This window comes from Microvirga sp., assembly GCF_014699075.1.
In the GTDB taxonomy this organism is placed as follows: domain Bacteria; phylum Pseudomonadota; class Alphaproteobacteria; order Rhizobiales; family Beijerinckiaceae; genus Microvirga.
Window position 1 is genome coordinate 15,345 of the sequence record NZ_JACXAB010000011.1, and the last position, 16,259, is coordinate 31,603.

16 protein-coding genes, 1 other RNA gene and 1 pseudogene are annotated in these 16,259 nt (G+C 66.2%); 10 read left to right on the forward strand and 8 right to left on the reverse strand.

Translation table 11 applies throughout. From position 1 onward, the window contains the following. Positions 1–85: 85 nt before the first annotated feature. The 6 genes and pseudogenes from IC232_RS16620 to IC232_RS33280 form a co-directional block, all read right to left on the reverse strand. Positions 86–1,465 carry an HD-GYP domain-containing protein gene (locus IC232_RS16620; protein ID WP_190846202.1) on the reverse strand — a complete coding sequence of 460 codons (1,380 nt, stop codon included), beginning with the start codon at positions 1,463–1,465 and terminating at the stop codon, positions 86–88. Positions 1,466–1,546: 81 nt separating this feature from the next. Beyond that, on the reverse strand, positions 1,547–2,242 hold the full coding sequence (locus IC232_RS16625) for an exopolysaccharide biosynthesis protein (protein ID WP_190846101.1): 696 nt from the start codon (positions 2,240–2,242) through the stop codon (positions 1,547–1,549). A gap of 104 nt (positions 2,243–2,346) precedes the next feature. Then, entirely contained in the window at positions 2,347–3,168 is an 822-nt protein-coding gene (locus IC232_RS16630; RefSeq protein WP_190846102.1) for a TIGR00282 family metallophosphoesterase, read from the reverse strand. A gap of 9 nt (positions 3,169–3,177) precedes the next feature. Continuing rightward, positions 3,178–3,762 carry a 5-formyltetrahydrofolate cyclo-ligase gene (locus IC232_RS16635; protein ID WP_190846103.1) on the reverse strand — a complete coding sequence of 195 codons (585 nt, stop codon included), beginning with the start codon at positions 3,760–3,762 and terminating at the stop codon, positions 3,178–3,180. 4 nt (positions 3,763–3,766) lie between these two features. Then, positions 3,767–3,922: non-coding RNA, 6S RNA (gene ssrS / locus IC232_RS16640), on the reverse strand. Between the two features lie 139 nt (positions 3,923–4,061). After that, positions 4,062–4,154: pseudogene (locus tag IC232_RS33280) on the reverse strand (GNAT family N-acetyltransferase); the annotation flags it as partial. Here IC232_RS33280 and IC232_RS32445 point away from each other — a divergent pair. Beyond that, positions 4,125–4,658 carry a hypothetical protein gene (locus IC232_RS32445; RefSeq protein ID WP_246812252.1) on the forward strand — a complete coding sequence of 178 codons (534 nt, stop codon included), beginning with the start codon at positions 4,125–4,127 and terminating at the stop codon, positions 4,656–4,658. The pseudogene IC232_RS33280 and the gene IC232_RS32445 sit on opposite strands and share 30 nt — an antisense overlap. A gap of 64 nt (positions 4,659–4,722) precedes the next feature. Here the strand turns inward: IC232_RS32445 and IC232_RS16650 are convergent, their stop codons facing one another. Both IC232_RS16650 and IC232_RS16655 read right to left on the reverse strand, forming a co-directional pair. Beyond that, the gene (locus IC232_RS16650; protein ID WP_190846104.1) at positions 4,723–5,106 is read right to left on the reverse strand and encodes a cell division protein ZapA; all 384 of its coding nucleotides are present in this window, start codon (positions 5,104–5,106) and stop codon (positions 4,723–4,725) included. 4 nt (positions 5,107–5,110) lie between these two features. After that, positions 5,111–5,425, reverse strand: a complete 315-nt coding sequence (locus IC232_RS16655) for a DUF4164 domain-containing protein (RefSeq protein WP_312895185.1) — start codon at positions 5,423–5,425, stop codon at positions 5,111–5,113. A 238-nt stretch (positions 5,426–5,663) separates the two neighbouring features. On the opposite strand from IC232_RS16655, the gene tkt reads away from it, so the two are divergent. The 9 genes from tkt to IC232_RS16700 all read left to right on the forward strand — a co-directional run bounded on the left by tkt (position 5,664) and on the right by IC232_RS16700 (position 16,119). Next, entirely contained in the window at positions 5,664–7,667 is a 2,004-nt protein-coding gene (tkt, locus tag IC232_RS16660) for a transketolase (protein ID WP_190846105.1), read from the forward strand. 45 nt (positions 7,668–7,712) lie between these two features. Beyond that, on the forward strand, positions 7,713–8,720 hold the full coding sequence (gene gap / locus IC232_RS16665; RefSeq protein ID WP_190846106.1) for a type I glyceraldehyde-3-phosphate dehydrogenase: 1,008 nt from the start codon (positions 7,713–7,715) through the stop codon (positions 8,718–8,720). 12 nt (positions 8,721–8,732) lie between these two features. After that, entirely contained in the window at positions 8,733–9,923 is a 1,191-nt protein-coding gene (locus tag IC232_RS16670) for a phosphoglycerate kinase (RefSeq protein WP_190846107.1), read from the forward strand. A gap of 127 nt (positions 9,924–10,050) precedes the next feature. Further along, positions 10,051–11,139: a class II fructose-bisphosphate aldolase gene (gene fba / locus IC232_RS16675; protein WP_190846108.1), complete on the forward strand. Its 1,089-nt coding sequence runs from the start codon at positions 10,051–10,053 to the stop codon at positions 11,137–11,139. 293 nt (positions 11,140–11,432) lie between these two features. Then, positions 11,433–12,086: a thiamine phosphate synthase gene (locus IC232_RS16680; protein WP_190846109.1), complete on the forward strand. Its 654-nt coding sequence runs from the start codon at positions 11,433–11,435 to the stop codon at positions 12,084–12,086. Then, the gene (locus tag IC232_RS16685) at positions 12,086–12,982 is read left to right on the forward strand and encodes a tetratricopeptide repeat protein (protein WP_190846110.1); all 897 of its coding nucleotides are present in this window, start codon (positions 12,086–12,088) and stop codon (positions 12,980–12,982) included. The genes IC232_RS16680 and IC232_RS16685 overlap by 1 nt, the downstream gene beginning before the upstream one ends. Before the next feature lie 236 nt (positions 12,983–13,218). Then, positions 13,219–14,013 carry an inositol monophosphatase family protein gene (locus tag IC232_RS16690; protein ID WP_190846111.1) on the forward strand — a complete coding sequence of 265 codons (795 nt, stop codon included), beginning with the start codon at positions 13,219–13,221 and terminating at the stop codon, positions 14,011–14,013. A 115-nt stretch (positions 14,014–14,128) separates the two neighbouring features. After that, on the forward strand, positions 14,129–15,091 hold the full coding sequence (locus IC232_RS16695) for a flagellar motor protein MotA (protein ID WP_190846112.1): 963 nt from the start codon (positions 14,129–14,131) through the stop codon (positions 15,089–15,091). Beyond that, positions 15,091–16,119, forward strand: a complete 1,029-nt coding sequence (locus IC232_RS16700) for a peptidoglycan -binding protein (RefSeq protein WP_190846113.1) — start codon at positions 15,091–15,093, stop codon at positions 16,117–16,119. The genes IC232_RS16695 and IC232_RS16700 overlap by 1 nt, the downstream gene beginning before the upstream one ends. The last annotated feature ends 140 nt before the right edge of the window (positions 16,120–16,259 follow it).

The following is a 16,259-nucleotide window of genomic DNA, read 5'->3' on the forward strand; positions in this document are numbered from 1 at the left end:
ATATCGGCCGAGAGCCGCCTCATGGGGAGGCGCCCGTCAGGCCTGAGAAGTTGACGATGGCCCGCTTATAAGGCGGCGAAGGGCTTCAGGCAAAGCCCCTTTGGTCCTGCCTGCCCTCGATCCGGTCCAGAGCCCGCCGGAGCGCCTCCACGCAGGCTGGGTCGAAGGCTGTGCCGGTCTCGGCCTCCAGGATTCCCATGGCCTTCGAGACCGGCATGGCGGCGCGGTAAGGGCGATCGGCCGTCAGGGCGTCGAACACATCGGCGACCGAGATGATCCGGGTCTCCAGGCCGATCTCCTCTCCCGTGAGCCCCCTGGGGTAGCCCTTGCCGTCGAGGCGCTCGTGATGGGCGCCACCGATGCGGGCCAGCTCCTCGAAGGCCCCGATCCGGGACAGGATGGTCTCGCTGTAGAGGGCGTGATGGCGCATCGCGGCAAACTCCGCCTCGTCCAGCTTGCCCGGCTTGTCGAGAATTTCGTTGCTGACCCCCAGCTTGCCGATGTCGTGGAGCAGGGCTGCCCGCCTCAGGCGCCGCCGCCCCGCCTCGTCGAAGCCCATTTCGCCTGCGATCAGATCGGCGAAGAACGCGACCCGGTCGCTGTGGCCGCTGGTATAGGGGCTTTTGGAGTCGACCACCCGTGCGAAGGCTGCCGCGATGTCGTCGAGATAAGCCTCGTCGGCGATCTCGATATGTTGGGCCGGCTCCAGGGCGAAGATCGCGGTCTCCACATCGTCGGAGCGCAGAACCTCCCAGAACGCACGGCTCTCAGCGACGCGCTCGAAGGCTTCGACAACCTGGGGATCGAACCACGTTCCCGACCGGGCTCCCACCTCATGCCGGGCCGCCGCCTCTCCGGAGCTGGTGTGGAAGACGTCCACCACCTGGGCGAGAAGCGCGATGCGGGAATAGACAGGGATGCTGGCTCCGGCAATGCTGAGCGGCTTGCCGCCGCCGTTCCAGTGCTCGTCAAGCGATTGGATCCCGTGCGCCACGCCCTCCGGAAAGCGCAGCTGGCGGGCGATCTCGGCGCCCCGCTGACATCGGGTCTCGATGAGCTCACGGGCGATCTCGCCGCCGTTCTGGACGATGTTGACGACCGCACGGAAACGCTCCGCCAGCCCGGATTTCAGTCCGGTGTGGGACAGCACGAACCTCAAGACCTGCGGGAGCCGGTCGCCGACCGTCTTGAAGTCCCGTTTGAAGGAGAGGTCGTCGGTGAGGTAGAGCTGGCAGATGCGGGCCGCGTTGCTGCTGCAGCCAAGGTCCTTCAGGAGAAGCGTGTAGTAGAGCTCCCACAGCGCAGTCTCGCTGAGGCCCAGCTCCCGCCCCACATGGACCCCGATCCAGCACGCCCGTACGCAATGGCCGGCGGGCTGGCCCTCGGTCAGGTCCAAGGCATGACTCAGCGCCCCCAGCACCTCCGACAGACGGATGGCCTTTGGAGAATCCGCCAGATCCCCCATCCATTCCCGTGATTGTACGCCCACCCGTAGCCCCCTCTTCCCTAAGGGAAGATTAGGCCCGAAGCGCTTAAGAGATCGTGCCTAGAAGCCGAGCCAGCCCGGCAGGTTCTGGAAGGCCGCCACGATCAGGTGGTAGGAGGCGCCCAGGATCGTCACCGTATAGGCAAGCCCGGCCAAGCCGATGAGGTAGCCGACGAGCAGGAGGTAGCCGTCCTCCTCCATCACGGCGATGGACGCGATGACGAGGGCGATGGAGGGGGGGAAGTTGGTACCTGGGAACGGGATCAGGACCGACACGGCAACCAGGAAGGCGAAGAGCCCGACCACCCGGTCGCCAATGGGGCCGAAGAGCTGGAGCAGCCGGGGCTTGCAGTAGCTCTCCAACTTCTGGAGCTTGGGCTCCGCGATGTCGATGAGGCGCTTGAACTTCGCGACGGAAACCGTCTGGCGCAGGATGAAGCCCGGCAGCCAGGGACGCTTGTGGCCCAGCATCATCTGGATACCGAAAATGAGCACGGGTGTGCCGACGATGCCGGCGATGCCCGGCACGTTGGGGACGCAGTTCGGCAGGGAGAACAGGATCAAGACGAAGCCGAAGGCGCGTTCGCCGAAGGCCTCGATGATCTCACGGATCGAGATCGTCTCGCCCTTGGCCTCGTCGATCACGGCGCGCAGGACGGCCGAGGCGCTCTGGTGCTCGTGTGCCTGATGGAACTCGCTCGTCTGCCGATAGACGTTGATCCTGCCGGTCCTGGTTGTCTTCGCGTCTGCGTCCACCGATCACCTCCGTGACGGGACAGATGGGAACGGCGACGCTCCACGCCAAGGGATGGTAATGGACCATTGCCCTCTCCCGCAGAGGGGAGAGGGAGATCCCGCGCTCAATCCCAGAAGCGGGGCCAGGTCTCTTCCAGGTTCGGCCCGAGGCGAACCGCAGCCACGCGCCTAGCGAGGCCGGTGCGGTCGTCGGTCTCGACCGCGATGCCCGAAAGCGTGCCCTCGCCCAGGGCCGGCTCCATGCGGGCACCGGGGGTCTTCTGGATGAAGCGGCGGATCGATTCTTCCTTCTGCATGCCGAGGACGGAATCGTAGTCGCCGCACATGCCCGCGTCCGACATGTAGGCCGTGCCGCCGGCCAGGACCCGGTGATCGGCCGTGGGCACATGGGTGTGGGTGCCGACCACGAGGCTCGCCCGCCCGTCGAAGTAATGGCCCATGGCCTCCTTCTCGCTGGTGGCCTCCGCGTGCACGTCGATGATGACCGCATCGGCCACCTGACCCATGGGGCAGGTCTCCAGCTCCCGGTCGACGGCCGCGAACGGATCGTCGAGCGGGTCCATGTAGAGGCGGCCCATGACGTTGACCACGAGGACCCGGTGGCCGGAGCGGGTGTCGATGAGGTTGGCGCCGCGTCCCGGCGTGCCCTGCGGGAAGTTCACGGGCCGCAGAAGCCGCGGCTGGCGCTCGATGAAGACAAGCGTCTCGCGCTGGTCCCAGGAGTGGTTGCCCAGCGTGATCGCATCGGCGCCCGCGGCCAGAATCTCGTCGCAGATCGCCTCGTTGATGCCGAATCCACCGGCAGAATTCTCGCCGTTGATGACCACGCAATCGAGCTGCCAGCGGTCGCGAAGAGCGGGCAGGCGCTCGATCACCGCGTTGCGGCCGGGCCGCCCGACGATGTCGCCGAGAAAGAGAAGACGCATGATGGACCTTTAAGCGGATTTCGTCCGAATGAGTTCGGCTTCCGTGATGATAACGTCGAGGAGACGGTCATGGGGCTCGACCGGAACCTCGTCGATCTCCTGAACCGCATAAGCCAAGCCGATGGTCAAGACGGAATGCTGCTCCTCCAGCGCCGCGATGGCACGGTCGAAATGCCCTTTCCCGTAGCCGATGCGCCCTCCCCGGCGGTCGAAGGCAACCAGCGGCACGAGCAGCGCTTTCGGGAACACCTCGGGCGCGTCGGGGCCGGGCTCGCGCACGCCGAAGCCGCCTTTGATCAGCACGTCGCCGGGCTGCCAGAGGCGCCAGCTCAGATAGGGATGGAGGATCTGGGAGAGGGCCACGTCCTGCCCGCGTTCGAGCAGCGCTTCCATGAGCGGACGCGGATCGACCTCGGTGCGGATCGGCCAGTAGCCGCCCACCGGCGTCACGCCTTGGAGATCGGGGAGGTCGAGGGCCTGGGCCATGATGCGCTGCGCGGCATCGTGGCGAAAGTCCTTGTCGAGCCCGTCGCGCCGGGCAAACCCCTCGCTGCGAAGCCGCTCTTTCAACTCGGGAGGGGAGAGAGAATGCATCAGGTGCGGAGCCACAGAAACCGTCGGAGAAGCGATCCCGGGAACCTACAAAGTAGGTGGGCGCCGTATGTTCCGGTCCACGGACCGGGCAGGGACAGCTCCCGTTGGGATCGATAAGGCCCCGGGGAATATGAACTCCTAACGCGCCCCGCAGCCCCGCCTTTCCTATGTAGGGATTGGGGCGCGCCGGGGAAAGGGGAAAGTTCGGAAAATCGGCAGGGAACGACCGGCAATATCAGACATCCCGACGCCGGTAAACGCTCCTTGGCCCAGGCGAGCACGGCGGACACGACCTTTCGCCCCAGGCCCTGCCGCCGGCAAGCGGGATCGGTCACGACGGAGTTCACGCAGACCAGCCCGTCGTGAACCGCCCCATAGGCCAGAGCGCCCAGGCGTCCATCGTTGCTGCGAACGGCTGCGAAGACGGCCGGAACCGACAGGCTCTCCAGGATCATGCGATGGATGCCCTGCACATCCTGGCTCTGTCCGTGGAGGCGCGCCAAAGTGTTCAGCCAGAACTCCCAGGGAAATCCTTCCTCCAGCACGACATCACCGACCGGTTCAGGCGGGGCCTCGGCGAAATCCAGGAACAGGACGCAGCTTTCATCCTCCGGCGGACCGTAGCCCTTGCGGTCGAGAGCCCGGCTTATGGAAGGATCGGCGTGGGTGGGAATGCAGAAGATCGGCGCCTGCCCCTGGGCGGCGTAGACAGTCTCGCAGTACCGGATCTTGTGATCGAGCGGCAAGGTGCCGGCCGAGAGCAAATTCACGGAGTTCGTCCGCCGGGTGTAGCCGTCCGCCAGGCGGATCAGCCAGCCGTCGAAAACCACTTCACGCAAAGCCGGCCAGCCGTTCAGGCAGGCCTCTTCGACGTGCTTGGCCAAGTGAGCATCTGAGAGGGAATTCATTCTCGGATGAGAGCAGAACACCCGTGCACTCGCAACAGGATCATCTGGATTATCACCTGGGGCCCGCCTCAACCTGCCCTGCCCCGTTGAGGCTGCGGGCCAGCTCCTCGATGCGCTCGGCTGCCCGCTGAATGCCTTCGGCGAGCCTCGCCTCGATTTGGCCGAGGCGCTCGTCCCGATAGATATGGACGCTGTTGAGCATCGCCACTTCCTCGGTGAGAGCCGTGATCTGCTTTCTCGCTTCGTGCAGCTCGTCGGCCTGGGAGACGGCCGCCATCACATGAAGGCGCAGGTCGTCGACCTGACCGAAAGTGGCGCGCATCTCCTCCACGCGGGCATTGTAGGAGGCCGCCAGCCCTTCGAGGTGTTGCTCTTCGCCCTCCGCGCAGGCGATCCGGTAGGTTCTGCCGGCAATGGTCACCGTCACCTGGGACATGGCTTCAGCCTTCCTCAGGTTCGAATTGCCCGGCCGGAGCCAGTTGGCCGGCCTGGGCCAGCACGGTCTCGACAGCCCCGATGGCCTGGCGAACCCGCCGGCTCACGTCGTCGGTGGCGGCCTCGAAGCGGTGCAGGCGGGTGAGCGCCCCGTCGAGTTCCACCGCCAAGCGAGAGCGATCGTCCTGCATGAGCTGGAGTTCTGTCTCCAGGCCGCCGCGCCTCCTGTCGGCCTCGAGGCGCCGGGATACGGACGCTTCGAGCAGGCCCAGGGCCATGTCCAGCCGCTTCATCGCTTCGTCGAGTGTGGGCGCCATCATGCCTCCGGGATTCGGGCATGAGACTAGCGCATCGTGCGGAAAAGTGGACCCGGTATTCGCCGGCGCGGCCCTCCAGTTCGGCGAAAAGCCATGGGCTCATTGGAGTGAGGAGCAGTTCTCCGGAAGGGGATTACGCCCCTTCGAGCCTTTGACTCCCCCCTGCCCCGTGTTAAGGAGCCCGCACCTTTCCCAGACAGACCGCCCCGTTGCGGGGCCCTCAAGATTTGTGGATCCTGCCGTGCAAGATATCGTCTCCGCCGATCGCGTCACCCATTCCGATCTGGCGAACGCCGTGCGCGTCCTCGCCATGGACGCCGTCGAAACAGCCAAATCCGGCCATCCGGGCCTCCCCATGGGCGCCGCCGATATCGCCACGGTGCTGTTCACCAAGTTCCTGAAATACGATGCCGCCGACCCGACCTGGCCCGACCGCGACCGGTTCATCCTGTCGGCCGGCCACGGCTCGATGCTGCTCTATTCCCTCCTGCACCTCACCGGCGTGAAGGGCATGACGGTCGAGGAGCTGAAGAACTTCCGCAAGCTCGATTCCAAGACCCCCGGCCACCCGGAAAACTTCATGACGCCGGGCGTCGAGACCACCACCGGGCCGCTCGGCCAGGGCATCGCCACGGCGGTAGGCTTCGCGCTTGCTGAGCGCATGCTCAACGCCGAATACGGCAGCGACCTCGTCGACCATTACACCTACGTGCTCGCCTCCGACGGCGACCTGATGGAAGGCATCAGCCACGAGGCCATTGCGTTCGCCGGCCACCTGAAGCTCAACCGCATGATCGTCCTGTGGGACGACAACGAGATCTCCATCGACGGCCCCCTCTCCCTCTCCGACTCCGTCGATCAGGTGAAGCGCTTCCAGGCCTGCGGCTGGAACGCCGTGCGCGTCGACGGCCATGACGAGAAGGCGATCCAGCGCGCCATCTCCCGTGCCCAGAAGTCGGACCGCCCGACCCTCATCGCCTGCAAGACCGTCATCGGCTACGGCGCCCCGAAGAAGGCCGGCACCTCCAAGGCCCACGGCGAGCCGCTCGGTGCCGAGGAACTGGCCGGCGCCAAGGCGGCGCTGCGCTGGAGCCATGCGCCCTTTGAGATCCCCGACAACATCCGCACCGCCTGGGCCAAGGCCGGCAAGAAGGGCAGCCGCCAGCGCAAGGCATGGGCCGAGCGCCTGAAGGCTCTGCCCGCCGAGAAGCGCGCCGAGTTCGAGCGCCGTGTGAAGGGCGTGCGCCCGCAGGGGCTCGCTGACGCCGTCGCCAGGCTGAAGGACCGGCTCATCGCCGAGCCGCAGAATGTCGCCACCCGCAAGGCGAGCGAGATCGCCCTTGAGGTCATCACCGAGGCGGTGCCGGAGCTGGTGCTGGGCTCGGCGGATCTCACGCCCTCCAACAACACCAAGACCAAGAACCTCACCGCCATCTCGCCGGGCAACTATGCCGGCCGCTACATCCATTACGGCATCCGCGAGCACGGCATGGCGGCGGCCATGAACGGAATCGCGCTCCATGGCGGCTACGTGCCGGCGGGCGCGACCTTCCTGGTCTTCACCGACTATGCCCGGCCCGCCATGCGCATCGCGGCGCTCGCCGGCATTCCGGCCGTTTATGTGATGACCCACGATTCCATAGGCCTCGGCGAGGACGGCCCGACCCACCAGCCGGTGGAGCATCTGGCGGCGCTTCGCTCCATGCCGAAGATGCGGGTGTTCCGCCCGGCCGACGCGGTCGAGACCGCCGAGTGCTGGCAGATGGCCCTCGAGCGCACCGACGGCCCGTCGACCCTGGCGCTGACCCGCCAGAACCTGCCGCAGGTTCGGAAAGCAGGCGGGGCCGAGAATCTCTCGGCCACCGGCGCCTACGAGCTGTCGCCCGCTTCGGCCAAGGCCCGCGCCACCCTCTTCGCCTCGGGCTCCGAGGTGGAGATCGCGCTTGCAGCCCAGAAGCTTCTGGATGAACAAAGCTTCGCCGTTCGGGTTGTGTCGGTGCCCTCGCTCGACCTGTTCCTGGCACAGCCTGAGAAGGTCCGCCACGAGATCATCGGCGATGCGCCGATCAAGGTTGCGGTGGAGGCGGCGGTGCGCTTCGGCTGGGATTCGGTCATCGGCCCGGACGGAATTTTCGTCGGCATGCATGGGTTTGGCGCCAGCGCGCCCTACAAGGACCTTTACAAGCACTTCGGCATCACCGCCGAGGCCATCGCGGAGAAGGTTCTCCGGACACACAATCTCTGAGGCTCGACAAGAACCGAGGCCTCGTTACGCAAGGGAGCTAAAGCTATGACGGTGAAGGTCGCGATCAACGGATTCGGTCGCATCGGACGCAACATCCTCCGTGGCATCGTGGAGAGCGGTCGCAAGGACATCGAGGTGGTTGCCATCAACGATCTCGGCCCGGTCGAGACGAACGCTCACCTTCTCCGCTTCGACTCCGTCCATGGCCGCTTCCCGGCGGACGTGCAGGTCGACGGCGAGTTCCTCGTCATCAACGGCCAGAAGATCCGCGTCACGGCGATCAAGGACCCGGCGACCCTGCCGCACCGGGAGCTCGGCGTCGACATCGCCATGGAATGCACCGGCATCTTCACCTCGAAGGAGAAGGCCTCGGCGCACCTGACTGCCGGCGCCAAGCGCGTCATCGTGTCGGCTCCCGCCGACGGTGCCGACCTGACGGTCGTCTACGGCGTCAACCACGACAAGCTGACCAAGGACCACGTGGTCATCTCGAACGCCTCCTGCACCACGAACTGCCTCGCCCCCGTGGCGAAGGTGCTTCATGATGCGGTCGGGATCGAGAAGGGCTTCATGACCACGATCCACTCGTACACGAACGACCAGCCCACCCTCGATCAGATGCACAAGGACCTCTACCGCGCCCGCGCGGCGGCCCTGAACATGATCCCGACCTCCACCGGCGCCGCCAAGGCCGTGGGTCTCGTGCTGCCCGATCTCAACGGCAAGCTCGACGGCTCGTCGATCCGCGTGCCGACCCCGAACGTGTCGGTGGTTGACTTCAAGTTCGTGGCGAAGAGGAACACCACGAAGGAAGAGATCAACCAGGCGATCAAGGCTGCCGCCGACGGCCCGCTCAAGGGCATCCTCGGCTACACGAACGCCCCGAACGTCTCCTCCGACTTCAACCACGACCCGCACTCCTCCGTGTTCCACATGGACCAGACCAAGGTCATGGAGGGTAACTTCGTGCGCGTGCTGTCCTGGTACGACAACGAGTGGGGCTTCTCGAACCGCATGGCGGACACCGCCATCGCCATGGCGAAGCTCATCTAAGGGAGGCTGCCGATGACCGCCTTCCGCACACTCGACCAGGCCGACGTCAAGGGACAACGCGTTCTCGTCCGGGTGGACCTCAACGTCCCCATGGAGAACGGCCGGATCACGGACGCGACGCGCATCGAGCGCGTCCTGCCCACCATCCGGGAAATCGCCGACAAGGGAGGGAAGGTGATCCTCCTCGCCCATTTCGGACGCCCGAAGGGACGCGACCCGAAGGAGTCCCTGAAGCCGGTTGCGGAAGCGGTCTCGCAGCACCTTGGCAAGTCTGTCACCTTCGCCGACGACTGCATCGGCGAGGCCGCCAGCAGCGCCGTCAACGCCCTGAAGGACGGCGACGTGCTTCTCCTCGAAAACACCCGCTTCCATGCGGGCGAGGAGAAGAACGATCCGGCCTTCGTCCAGGAGCTGGCGAAGCTCGGCGACCTCTATGTCAACGACGCCTTCTCGGCCGCTCACCGGGCTCATGCCTCCACCGAGGGCTTGGCCCGTGCGCTGCCCGGTTACGCCGGGCGCTCCATGCAGGCGGAGCTCGACGCCCTGACCAAGGGTCTTGAGGCGCCCAAGCGCCCGGTGGTTGCCATCGTGGGTGGCGCCAAGGTGTCGACCAAGATCGACCTGCTCGAAAACCTCGTCACCAGGGTCGATGCGCTGGTGATCGGCGGCGGCATGGCCAACACCTTCGTGCACGCGACAGGCCTCGGCATCGGCAAGTCGCTGGCCGAGAAGGATCTGGCCGCCACTGCCATGCGCATCATCGAGAAGGCGCGGGACGCCAACTGCGCCATCATCCTGCCCGTCGACGGTGTCTGCGCCTACGAGTTTAAGGCGGGCGCCCACAACCATACCTACGGCATCGACGCGATCCCAGAGGATCAGATGATCCTGGATGTGGGCTCGCAATCCATCGAGCGCATCCAGGCGGCGATCAACGACGCCGCGACGGTGGTGTGGAACGGTCCGCTCGGCGCCTTCGAGATCGCCCCGTTCGATCAGGGCACGGTGGCGGCGGCCCGCCACGCGGCTCAGCGCACCAAGGACGGAAAGCTCGTGTCGGTTGCCGGCGGCGGCGATACGGTGGCGGCCCTCAACCATGCCGGCGTCGCGGACAGCTTCACCTATGTGTCGACGGCCGGCGGCGCCTTCCTCGAATGGCTCGAGGGCAAGTCCCTGCCCGGCGTGGAAGCCCTGCGGGCTTAAGTCCATGCTGGCAAAGTGGTTAACCCACTTTGCCAAGAGGAATCGTGGCCTAGATGGCTTAGCAAGATGCTTAAGCTGAGGTTCAGCTTCTGCGCTGTTTAAAAGCAAAACCAATACGGAGGACCAAATGGCCCGCATCACGATGAGGCAGCTTCTGGATCACGCAGCCGAGCACGGCTACGGCGTGCCTGCCTTCAACATCAACAACATGGAGCAGGCGCTGGCGATCATGGCGGCGGCCAGCGAGGTCGATGCCCCGGTGATCATCCAGGCGTCCCGCGGTGCGCGCTCCTATGCCAACGACGTCATGCTCAAGCACATGATGGACGCGGTCACGGAGATCTATCCGCAGATTCCGGTCTGCGTGCATCTCGACCACGGCAACGAGCCCGCCACCTGCATGACGGCGATCCAGGCCGGCTTCACCTCGGTGATGATGGACGGCTCCCTGAAGGCCGACGGCAAGACCCCGGGCGACTGGGACTACAATGTGGGCGTCACCCGGAAGGTGGTCGAGATGGCCCATCTCGGCGGCATCTCGGTGGAAGGCGAGCTCGGCGTGCTCGGCTCTCTCGAAACCGGTGAAGGCGAGGCCGAGGACGGCCACGGCGCCGAGGGCAAGCTCTCGCACGACCAACTTCTGACGAACCCCGACGAGGCTGTGAAGTTCGTGGCCGAGACCAAGGTCGACGCGCTCGCCATCGCCATGGGCACCTCGCATGGCGCCTACAAGTTCACCCGCAAGCCCGACGGCGCGATCCTGGCCATGCACATCATCGAGGAGATCCACAAGAAGCTCCCGAACATGCACTTGGTGATGCACGGCTCCTCCTCGGTGCCGCAGGACCTGCAGGACATCATCAACCAGTATGGCGGCCAGATGAAGCCGACCTGGGGCGTGCCGGTGGAGGAGATCCAGCGCGGCATCAAGCACGGCGTGCGCAAGATCAACATCGACACCGACAACCGCATGGCCATGACCGGCCAGATCCGCAAGGTTCTCCAGGAGAATCCGGGCGAGTTCGATCCGCGCAAGTACCTGAAGCCCGCCATGGACGCGATGACCAAGCTCTGCAAGCAGCGCCTGCAGGAGTTCAACACCGCTGGTCAGGCCTCGAAGATCAAGCGGGTCTACACGCTCGTCGAGATGGCCAAGCGCTACGCCTCCGGCGAGCTCGACCCGACCTTCGGCGCGACCCGTCAGGCAGCGGAATAGGCGATCAGGCACCACGCCTCTTCCCTCCCCCTTGCGGGGAGGGATCGAGGGTGGGGGTTGCAAAGTCGGAGCGCTGTGTCTGCTCCATTGAGTGACCGGTCAATACAGCGCCTGACTGAATGGGTCGCTCACCCGGTCGAGCCACCCCCACCCCTGCCCCTCCCCGCAAGGGGGAGGGGAAAGCGGAAGCGCTCAACATTCGCCTTAATCATGATCGACAAGCGGGGCCTCGCAAGATGGCCCCGTTTTCGTTATGGGAACGGTGTCTTTTGTTTTCTCAATCCTAGTGACCCATGGCCGATACCGCCGCCCGCTTCTACCTCATCACCCCCGTCCTGGAGGATGCCTCCTTCGCGCCGCAGCTTTCCGAGGCCTGCGCGACCGGCACTATCGCGGCCGTGCTGCTGCGGCTGGCGCCCGCCGACGAGCGCACCCTGACCAACCAGGTGAAGGCCCTGGCTCCCGCCGCCCAGGAGCATGGAGCGGCCGTGATCGTCACAACGGAGGCCAAGGCGGATCTAGCCACCATTGCGGCCCGCGGCGGGGCCGATGGGGTTCACGTGAACGGCGCAGGCCCTGCCCTTGTCAGGGAAATGCGCGACCGTCTGAAATTCGAGCGCGCCCTCGGGGTCGGGGCGATCCGCACCAAGGACGATGCCATGACCTTCGGCGAGGCTGGCGTCGATTACCTGCTGTTCGGCGAGCCGCGCCCGGACGGGTCCCTCCCGTCCCTGGAGAGCGTGGTGGAGCGGGCTTCCTGGTGGGCGGAGATTTTCGAGACGCCCTGTGCGGCCTATGCTCCGAGCCTTGACGCGGTCGAGACGCTCGCTGCGACCAACGCCGAGTTCGTGGCGCTGGGCGATGCCGTTTGGTCTCATCCGAACGGCCCCGCCGCCGCGGTGAAGGCGGCAGCCGAAATCCTCGACCGCCAGGAGGCGTCGCGCTGATGCGTCTCTCCTGGATCATCGGCGGCTCGCTTCTGCTGGCATCGGCCACCCCAGGCGCGGCGGCCCAGCCCGATGCGGCTTACGGCGCTTATCAGCGCGGCCTCTATCAGACGGCTTTCCGCGAGGCGACCCTGCGGCTGGAGAAGAACAACGACGCCGCCGCCATGACCCTGCTGGGCGAACTCTACAACCAGGGTCTCGGCGTCACGGTGGATCCCAAGAAGGCGTCCGAATGGTACCGGCTCGCGGCGCAGCGGGGCGATGCCCATGCGCTGGCGGCCCTGGGCCTCATGGCCCTCGATGGGCGCGGCATGCCGAAGAACGCCGTACAGGGCCGCGCCTGGCTCGAAGAAGCGGCCGCCAAGGGCAACCCGCTCGCCAGCCACAACCTCGCCCTGCTCCTGCTCACGAGCGAGTCGAACGCCGACCTTCAGAAGGCGGTTGCACTCCTGAAAAGAGCCTCCGAGGCGGAGATCCCGGATGCGCAGCATGCGCTGGGCGTGCTCACCCTCAAGGGACGCGGCGTCGAGCGCAACCCCACCGAGGCCGCGCGCCTGTTCGAGCGGGCCGCCCGCAACGGCAGCTCGGTCGGCGAGGTGGAATACGCGATCCTGCTCTTCAACGGCGACGGCGTTCCGGCGAGCGAGTCCCAGGCTGCCCGCTTTTTCCGCCGCGCGGCCGCCAAGGGCAACGCCATCGCCCAGAACCGGCTCGCCCGCCTTCTCGCGGCGGGCCGGGGCGTGCCGGCCAACAAGGTCGACGCGGCGGCCTGGCATATTCTGGCGGCCGCCCAGGGTCTTGCGGACCCCTGGCTCGACAATGCCCTCAAGGATCTCACGGCCGACGAACGCACCCGATCCGAGAAGCTGGCGGCCGAGCGCTTGGGGATGCGGTAATCGCCCCGGTGTCATTCCCGGCCGGAGCGTAGCGGAGGGGAAGGGAATCCATGGCACTGAGCGTGTAAGTGGATCCCCTTCCCGGCCTACGGCCGCCGGGGATGACACCAGCACAAAATACCAAGGCGCTGGATCAATTGGGCTGCCCGCCCGGTTATCCACCGCTTGACGCCGCTCCCTGGGTGGTCCATCGACCACCTTCTCTTTGAAAACCGCTCTTTGTCAGGACCTGCACGATGATCCGTTCGCCCCTCATGACCGTTATGACCGATGCCGTGATGAAGGCGTCACGCTCGCTCAAGCGCGATTTCGGCGAGGTCGAGAACCTGCAGGTCTCGCGCAAGGGTCCGGGCGACTTCGTGTCCGCCGCCGACCGCAAGGCGGAAAAGATCCTGCGCGAGTCCCTCGAAAAGTCCCGCCCCGGCTACGGCTTCGTCATGGAGGAGGAAGGCGTCATCGTTGGCACCGACACCAGCCACCGCTGGCACATCGACCCGCTCGACGGCACCACGAACTTCCTGCACGGCCTGCCCCAGTTCGCCATCTCGGTCGGCCTTGAGCGCGACGGCCAGATCGTCGCCGGGGTGATCTACGATCCGGCCAAGGACGAGCTCTTCATCGCCGAGCGCGGCAAGGGCGCCTACCTCAACAACCGCCGCATCCGCGTGGCGGCCCGCGGCGACCTCGCCGATGCAGTGGTGGCCTGCGGCCTGCCTCACATCGGCAAGGGCGACCACGGCCTGTTCCTGCGCGAATGCGCTTCCGTCATGGCCAATGTGGGCGGCATGCGCCGCTGGGGCGCGGCTGCCCTCGACCTCGCCTACGTGGCCTGCGGGCGCTTCGATGCCTATTGGGAGCGCGGCCTGAACTCCTGGGACATGGCCGCCGGCATCCTCATGATCCGCGAGGCGGGCGGCTTCGTGTCCGACGCCGACGGCGGCAGCGACCCGATCGCCAAGGGCTCGATCGCCTGCGGCAACGAGATCATGCAGCGGGAACTCCTCAAGCTCCTGAAGAAGGCCAAGGGCTAGTTCTGCGGCTGATATTTCTGTTCGTGCAAGCCTGCGAGATGACGGTCGCGCTTGATCCTTAGGTCCGGCGCGGTCACATTGGGTTCGTCCCGAAGCACGAATGCACAGGATAACGATGGCGGACCAACCCCTTACCTCCCCGCGGATTTACTTCATCCGCATGGTGGTCTTCCTTGTTCTGTCAGGGTTTGTCGCCTTCATCCTCTATCGGCAGATCTGGGAGGCCTTCCAGGCCAATCCAGGCCTCAACGCCCTGATCCTGGGCGTTATGTTCATCGGCATCGGACTGGCAATCCGCCAGGTCTGGCGCCTGCGCCCCGAGGTGCGCTGGGTCAATACGCTCCAGCGAACCGAGGAAGGGTTGGTCGCTCCCGAGCAGCCGGCGCTTCTTGCCCCACTGGCGGCCCTCCTGGGCAATCGGCCCGGTCAATCGGGCTTCTCCGTCGCCGCGACCCGCTCGGTCCTCGACTCCATCGGCGCCCGCCTTGATGAGAGCCGCGAGATCGTGCGCTATCTCGCCGGTCTCCTGGTCTTCCTCGGCCTGCTCGGCACCTTCTGGGGCCTCATCGACACGGTGGGCTCGGTCGGCCGCATCATTTCGTCGCTGCGCACGGGCCAAGATTCGGCGGTTCTTTTTGACGAGCTCAAGAACTCGCTCGCCGGCCCGCTCCAGGGCATGGGCCTGTCCTTCTCGGCCTCCCTGTTCGGCCTCGCGGGTTCCCTGGTCCTCGGCTTCCTCGATCTTCAGGCCGGTCAGGCGCAGAACCGGTTCTACACGGAGCTGGAGGATTGGCTTGCCACCTCCACCATGGATACCCCGGCCGAGCCTACCTTGCGCACCGGCACCACGCCGGACCTGGCGCTCGCCCTCAACCGGCTGACCGCTGCCGTCAACGATGGCGGAGGCGGACGGGCGGCCACGCAGGCCATGGCGAACCTCGCCGAGGGCGTGCAGGGCCTCGTGCAGCACATGCGGGCCGAACAGCAGATGATCCGTGACTGGGTGGAAGCGCAGGCCGCCCGCGAGAAGGAGCTGAAGCAGGTGCTCGACCGCCTCTCCCGTGAAAGGCTGCCGTGATGCCGGTCTCGAGCGCAGGCGGGCGGCGACGCGGGCGCGGCGGTCAGCTCAACTACTGGCCGGGCTTCGTGGACGCCCTGTCCACGCTGCTGCTCGCGATCATCTTCCTGATCTCGGTCTTCACCGTCGGGCAGTTCTTCCTGTCCCGTGAACTCTCAGGGCGCGACACGGTGCTCGACCGGCTCAATCGTCAGATCGCCGAGCTCACCGACCTTCTCTCCCTCGAACGCTCGAGCCGGCGCAGCATCGAGGAGACGGTCACGTCGCTGCAGACAACCCTGCAGGCCAACGAGGCCGAGCGGGCGCGCCTTCAAAGCCTTCTCGCCAGCGGCGGTGCGGCGCAGGTTCAGGCCGATCAGCTCAACACGCAGCTTGAGAGCGAACGCCAGGCCACGGGCCGTGCCCTGAGCCAGGTCGAGATCCTCAACCAGCAGATCGCCGCCATGCGCCGCCAGCTTGCGGCCCTCGAGGATGCGCTTGCGGCTTCGGAGAACCGGGACAAGGAGAGCCAGGCCCGCATCGCCGACCTCGGCAGCCGCCTCAATGTGGCGCTGGCTCAGCGGGTTCAGGAACTCGCCCGCTATCGCTCCGACTTCTTCGGCCGCCTGCGCCAAATCCTCGGCAACCGCCCGGACGTGCGCATTGTCGGTGACCGCTTCGTGTTCCAGTCGGAGGTTCTCTTCCCGGCCGGCCAGTCCTTCCTGCGCCCCGAGGCCTCCGGCGAGATCGACCGCATCGCCAGCGCCCTGATCGAACTTGAAAAACAGGTTCCGCCCGACATTCCATGGGTGATCCGGGTGGACGGCCACACCGACCAGCGCCCGATCAACACACCGCAATTTCCCTCCAACTGGGCTCTGTCGTCCTCCCGCGCCATCGCGATGGTGCAGGCCCTCGTCGCCCGAGGTGTCCAGCCCAAGCACCTCGCCGCCACAGGCTTCGGCGAGTTCCAGCCGCTGGACAACGGCACCACGGAAGAGGCCTATGCCCGCAACCGGCGCATCGAGCTGAAGCTGACGGAGCGGTGATTGGCACGGGATCCTGATAGGCCCTCGACGCTGCCGGAGGGTTCAAGGCCTCCTGGACGCTCGGCGCTTCGATCCGTGTTCCTGGGATTGGCGGTCCTCGTCAGTGCCCTGATGTGTCTAGGCGGCCTGATCGTCACCAC

Coding starts and splice junctions, on each gene's coding strand:
- IC232_RS16685 (WP_190846110.1), top strand. CDS start 12,086: ATGCGTCTCTCCTGGATCATCGGCGGCTCGCTTCTGCTGGCATCGGCC.
- IC232_RS16635 (WP_190846103.1), bottom strand. CDS start 3,762: ATGCATTCTCTCTCCCCTCCCGAGTTGAAAGAGCGGCTTCGCAGCGAG.
- IC232_RS16700 (WP_190846113.1), top strand. CDS start 15,091: ATGCCGGTCTCGAGCGCAGGCGGGCGGCGACGCGGGCGCGGCGGTCAG.
- IC232_RS16650 (WP_190846104.1), bottom strand. CDS start 5,106: ATGTCCCAGGTGACGGTGACCATTGCCGGCAGAACCTACCGGATCGCC.
- IC232_RS16655 (WP_312895185.1), bottom strand. CDS start 5,425: ATGATGGCGCCCACACTCGACGAAGCGATGAAGCGGCTGGACATGGCC.
- IC232_RS16695 (WP_190846112.1), top strand. CDS start 14,129: ATGGCGGACCAACCCCTTACCTCCCCGCGGATTTACTTCATCCGCATG.
- IC232_RS16670 (WP_190846107.1), top strand. CDS start 8,733: ATGACCGCCTTCCGCACACTCGACCAGGCCGACGTCAAGGGACAACGC.
- IC232_RS16620 (WP_190846202.1), bottom strand. CDS start 1,465: ATGGGGGATCTGGCGGATTCTCCAAAGGCCATCCGTCTGTCGGAGGTG.
- IC232_RS16680 (WP_190846109.1), top strand. CDS start 11,433: ATGGCCGATACCGCCGCCCGCTTCTACCTCATCACCCCCGTCCTGGAG.
- IC232_RS16630 (WP_190846102.1), bottom strand. CDS start 3,168: ATGCGTCTTCTCTTTCTCGGCGACATCGTCGGGCGGCCCGGCCGCAAC.
- gap (WP_190846106.1), top strand. CDS start 7,713: ATGACGGTGAAGGTCGCGATCAACGGATTCGGTCGCATCGGACGCAAC.
- fba (WP_190846108.1), top strand. CDS start 10,051: ATGGCCCGCATCACGATGAGGCAGCTTCTGGATCACGCAGCCGAGCAC.
- IC232_RS16690 (WP_190846111.1), top strand. CDS start 13,219: ATGATCCGTTCGCCCCTCATGACCGTTATGACCGATGCCGTGATGAAG.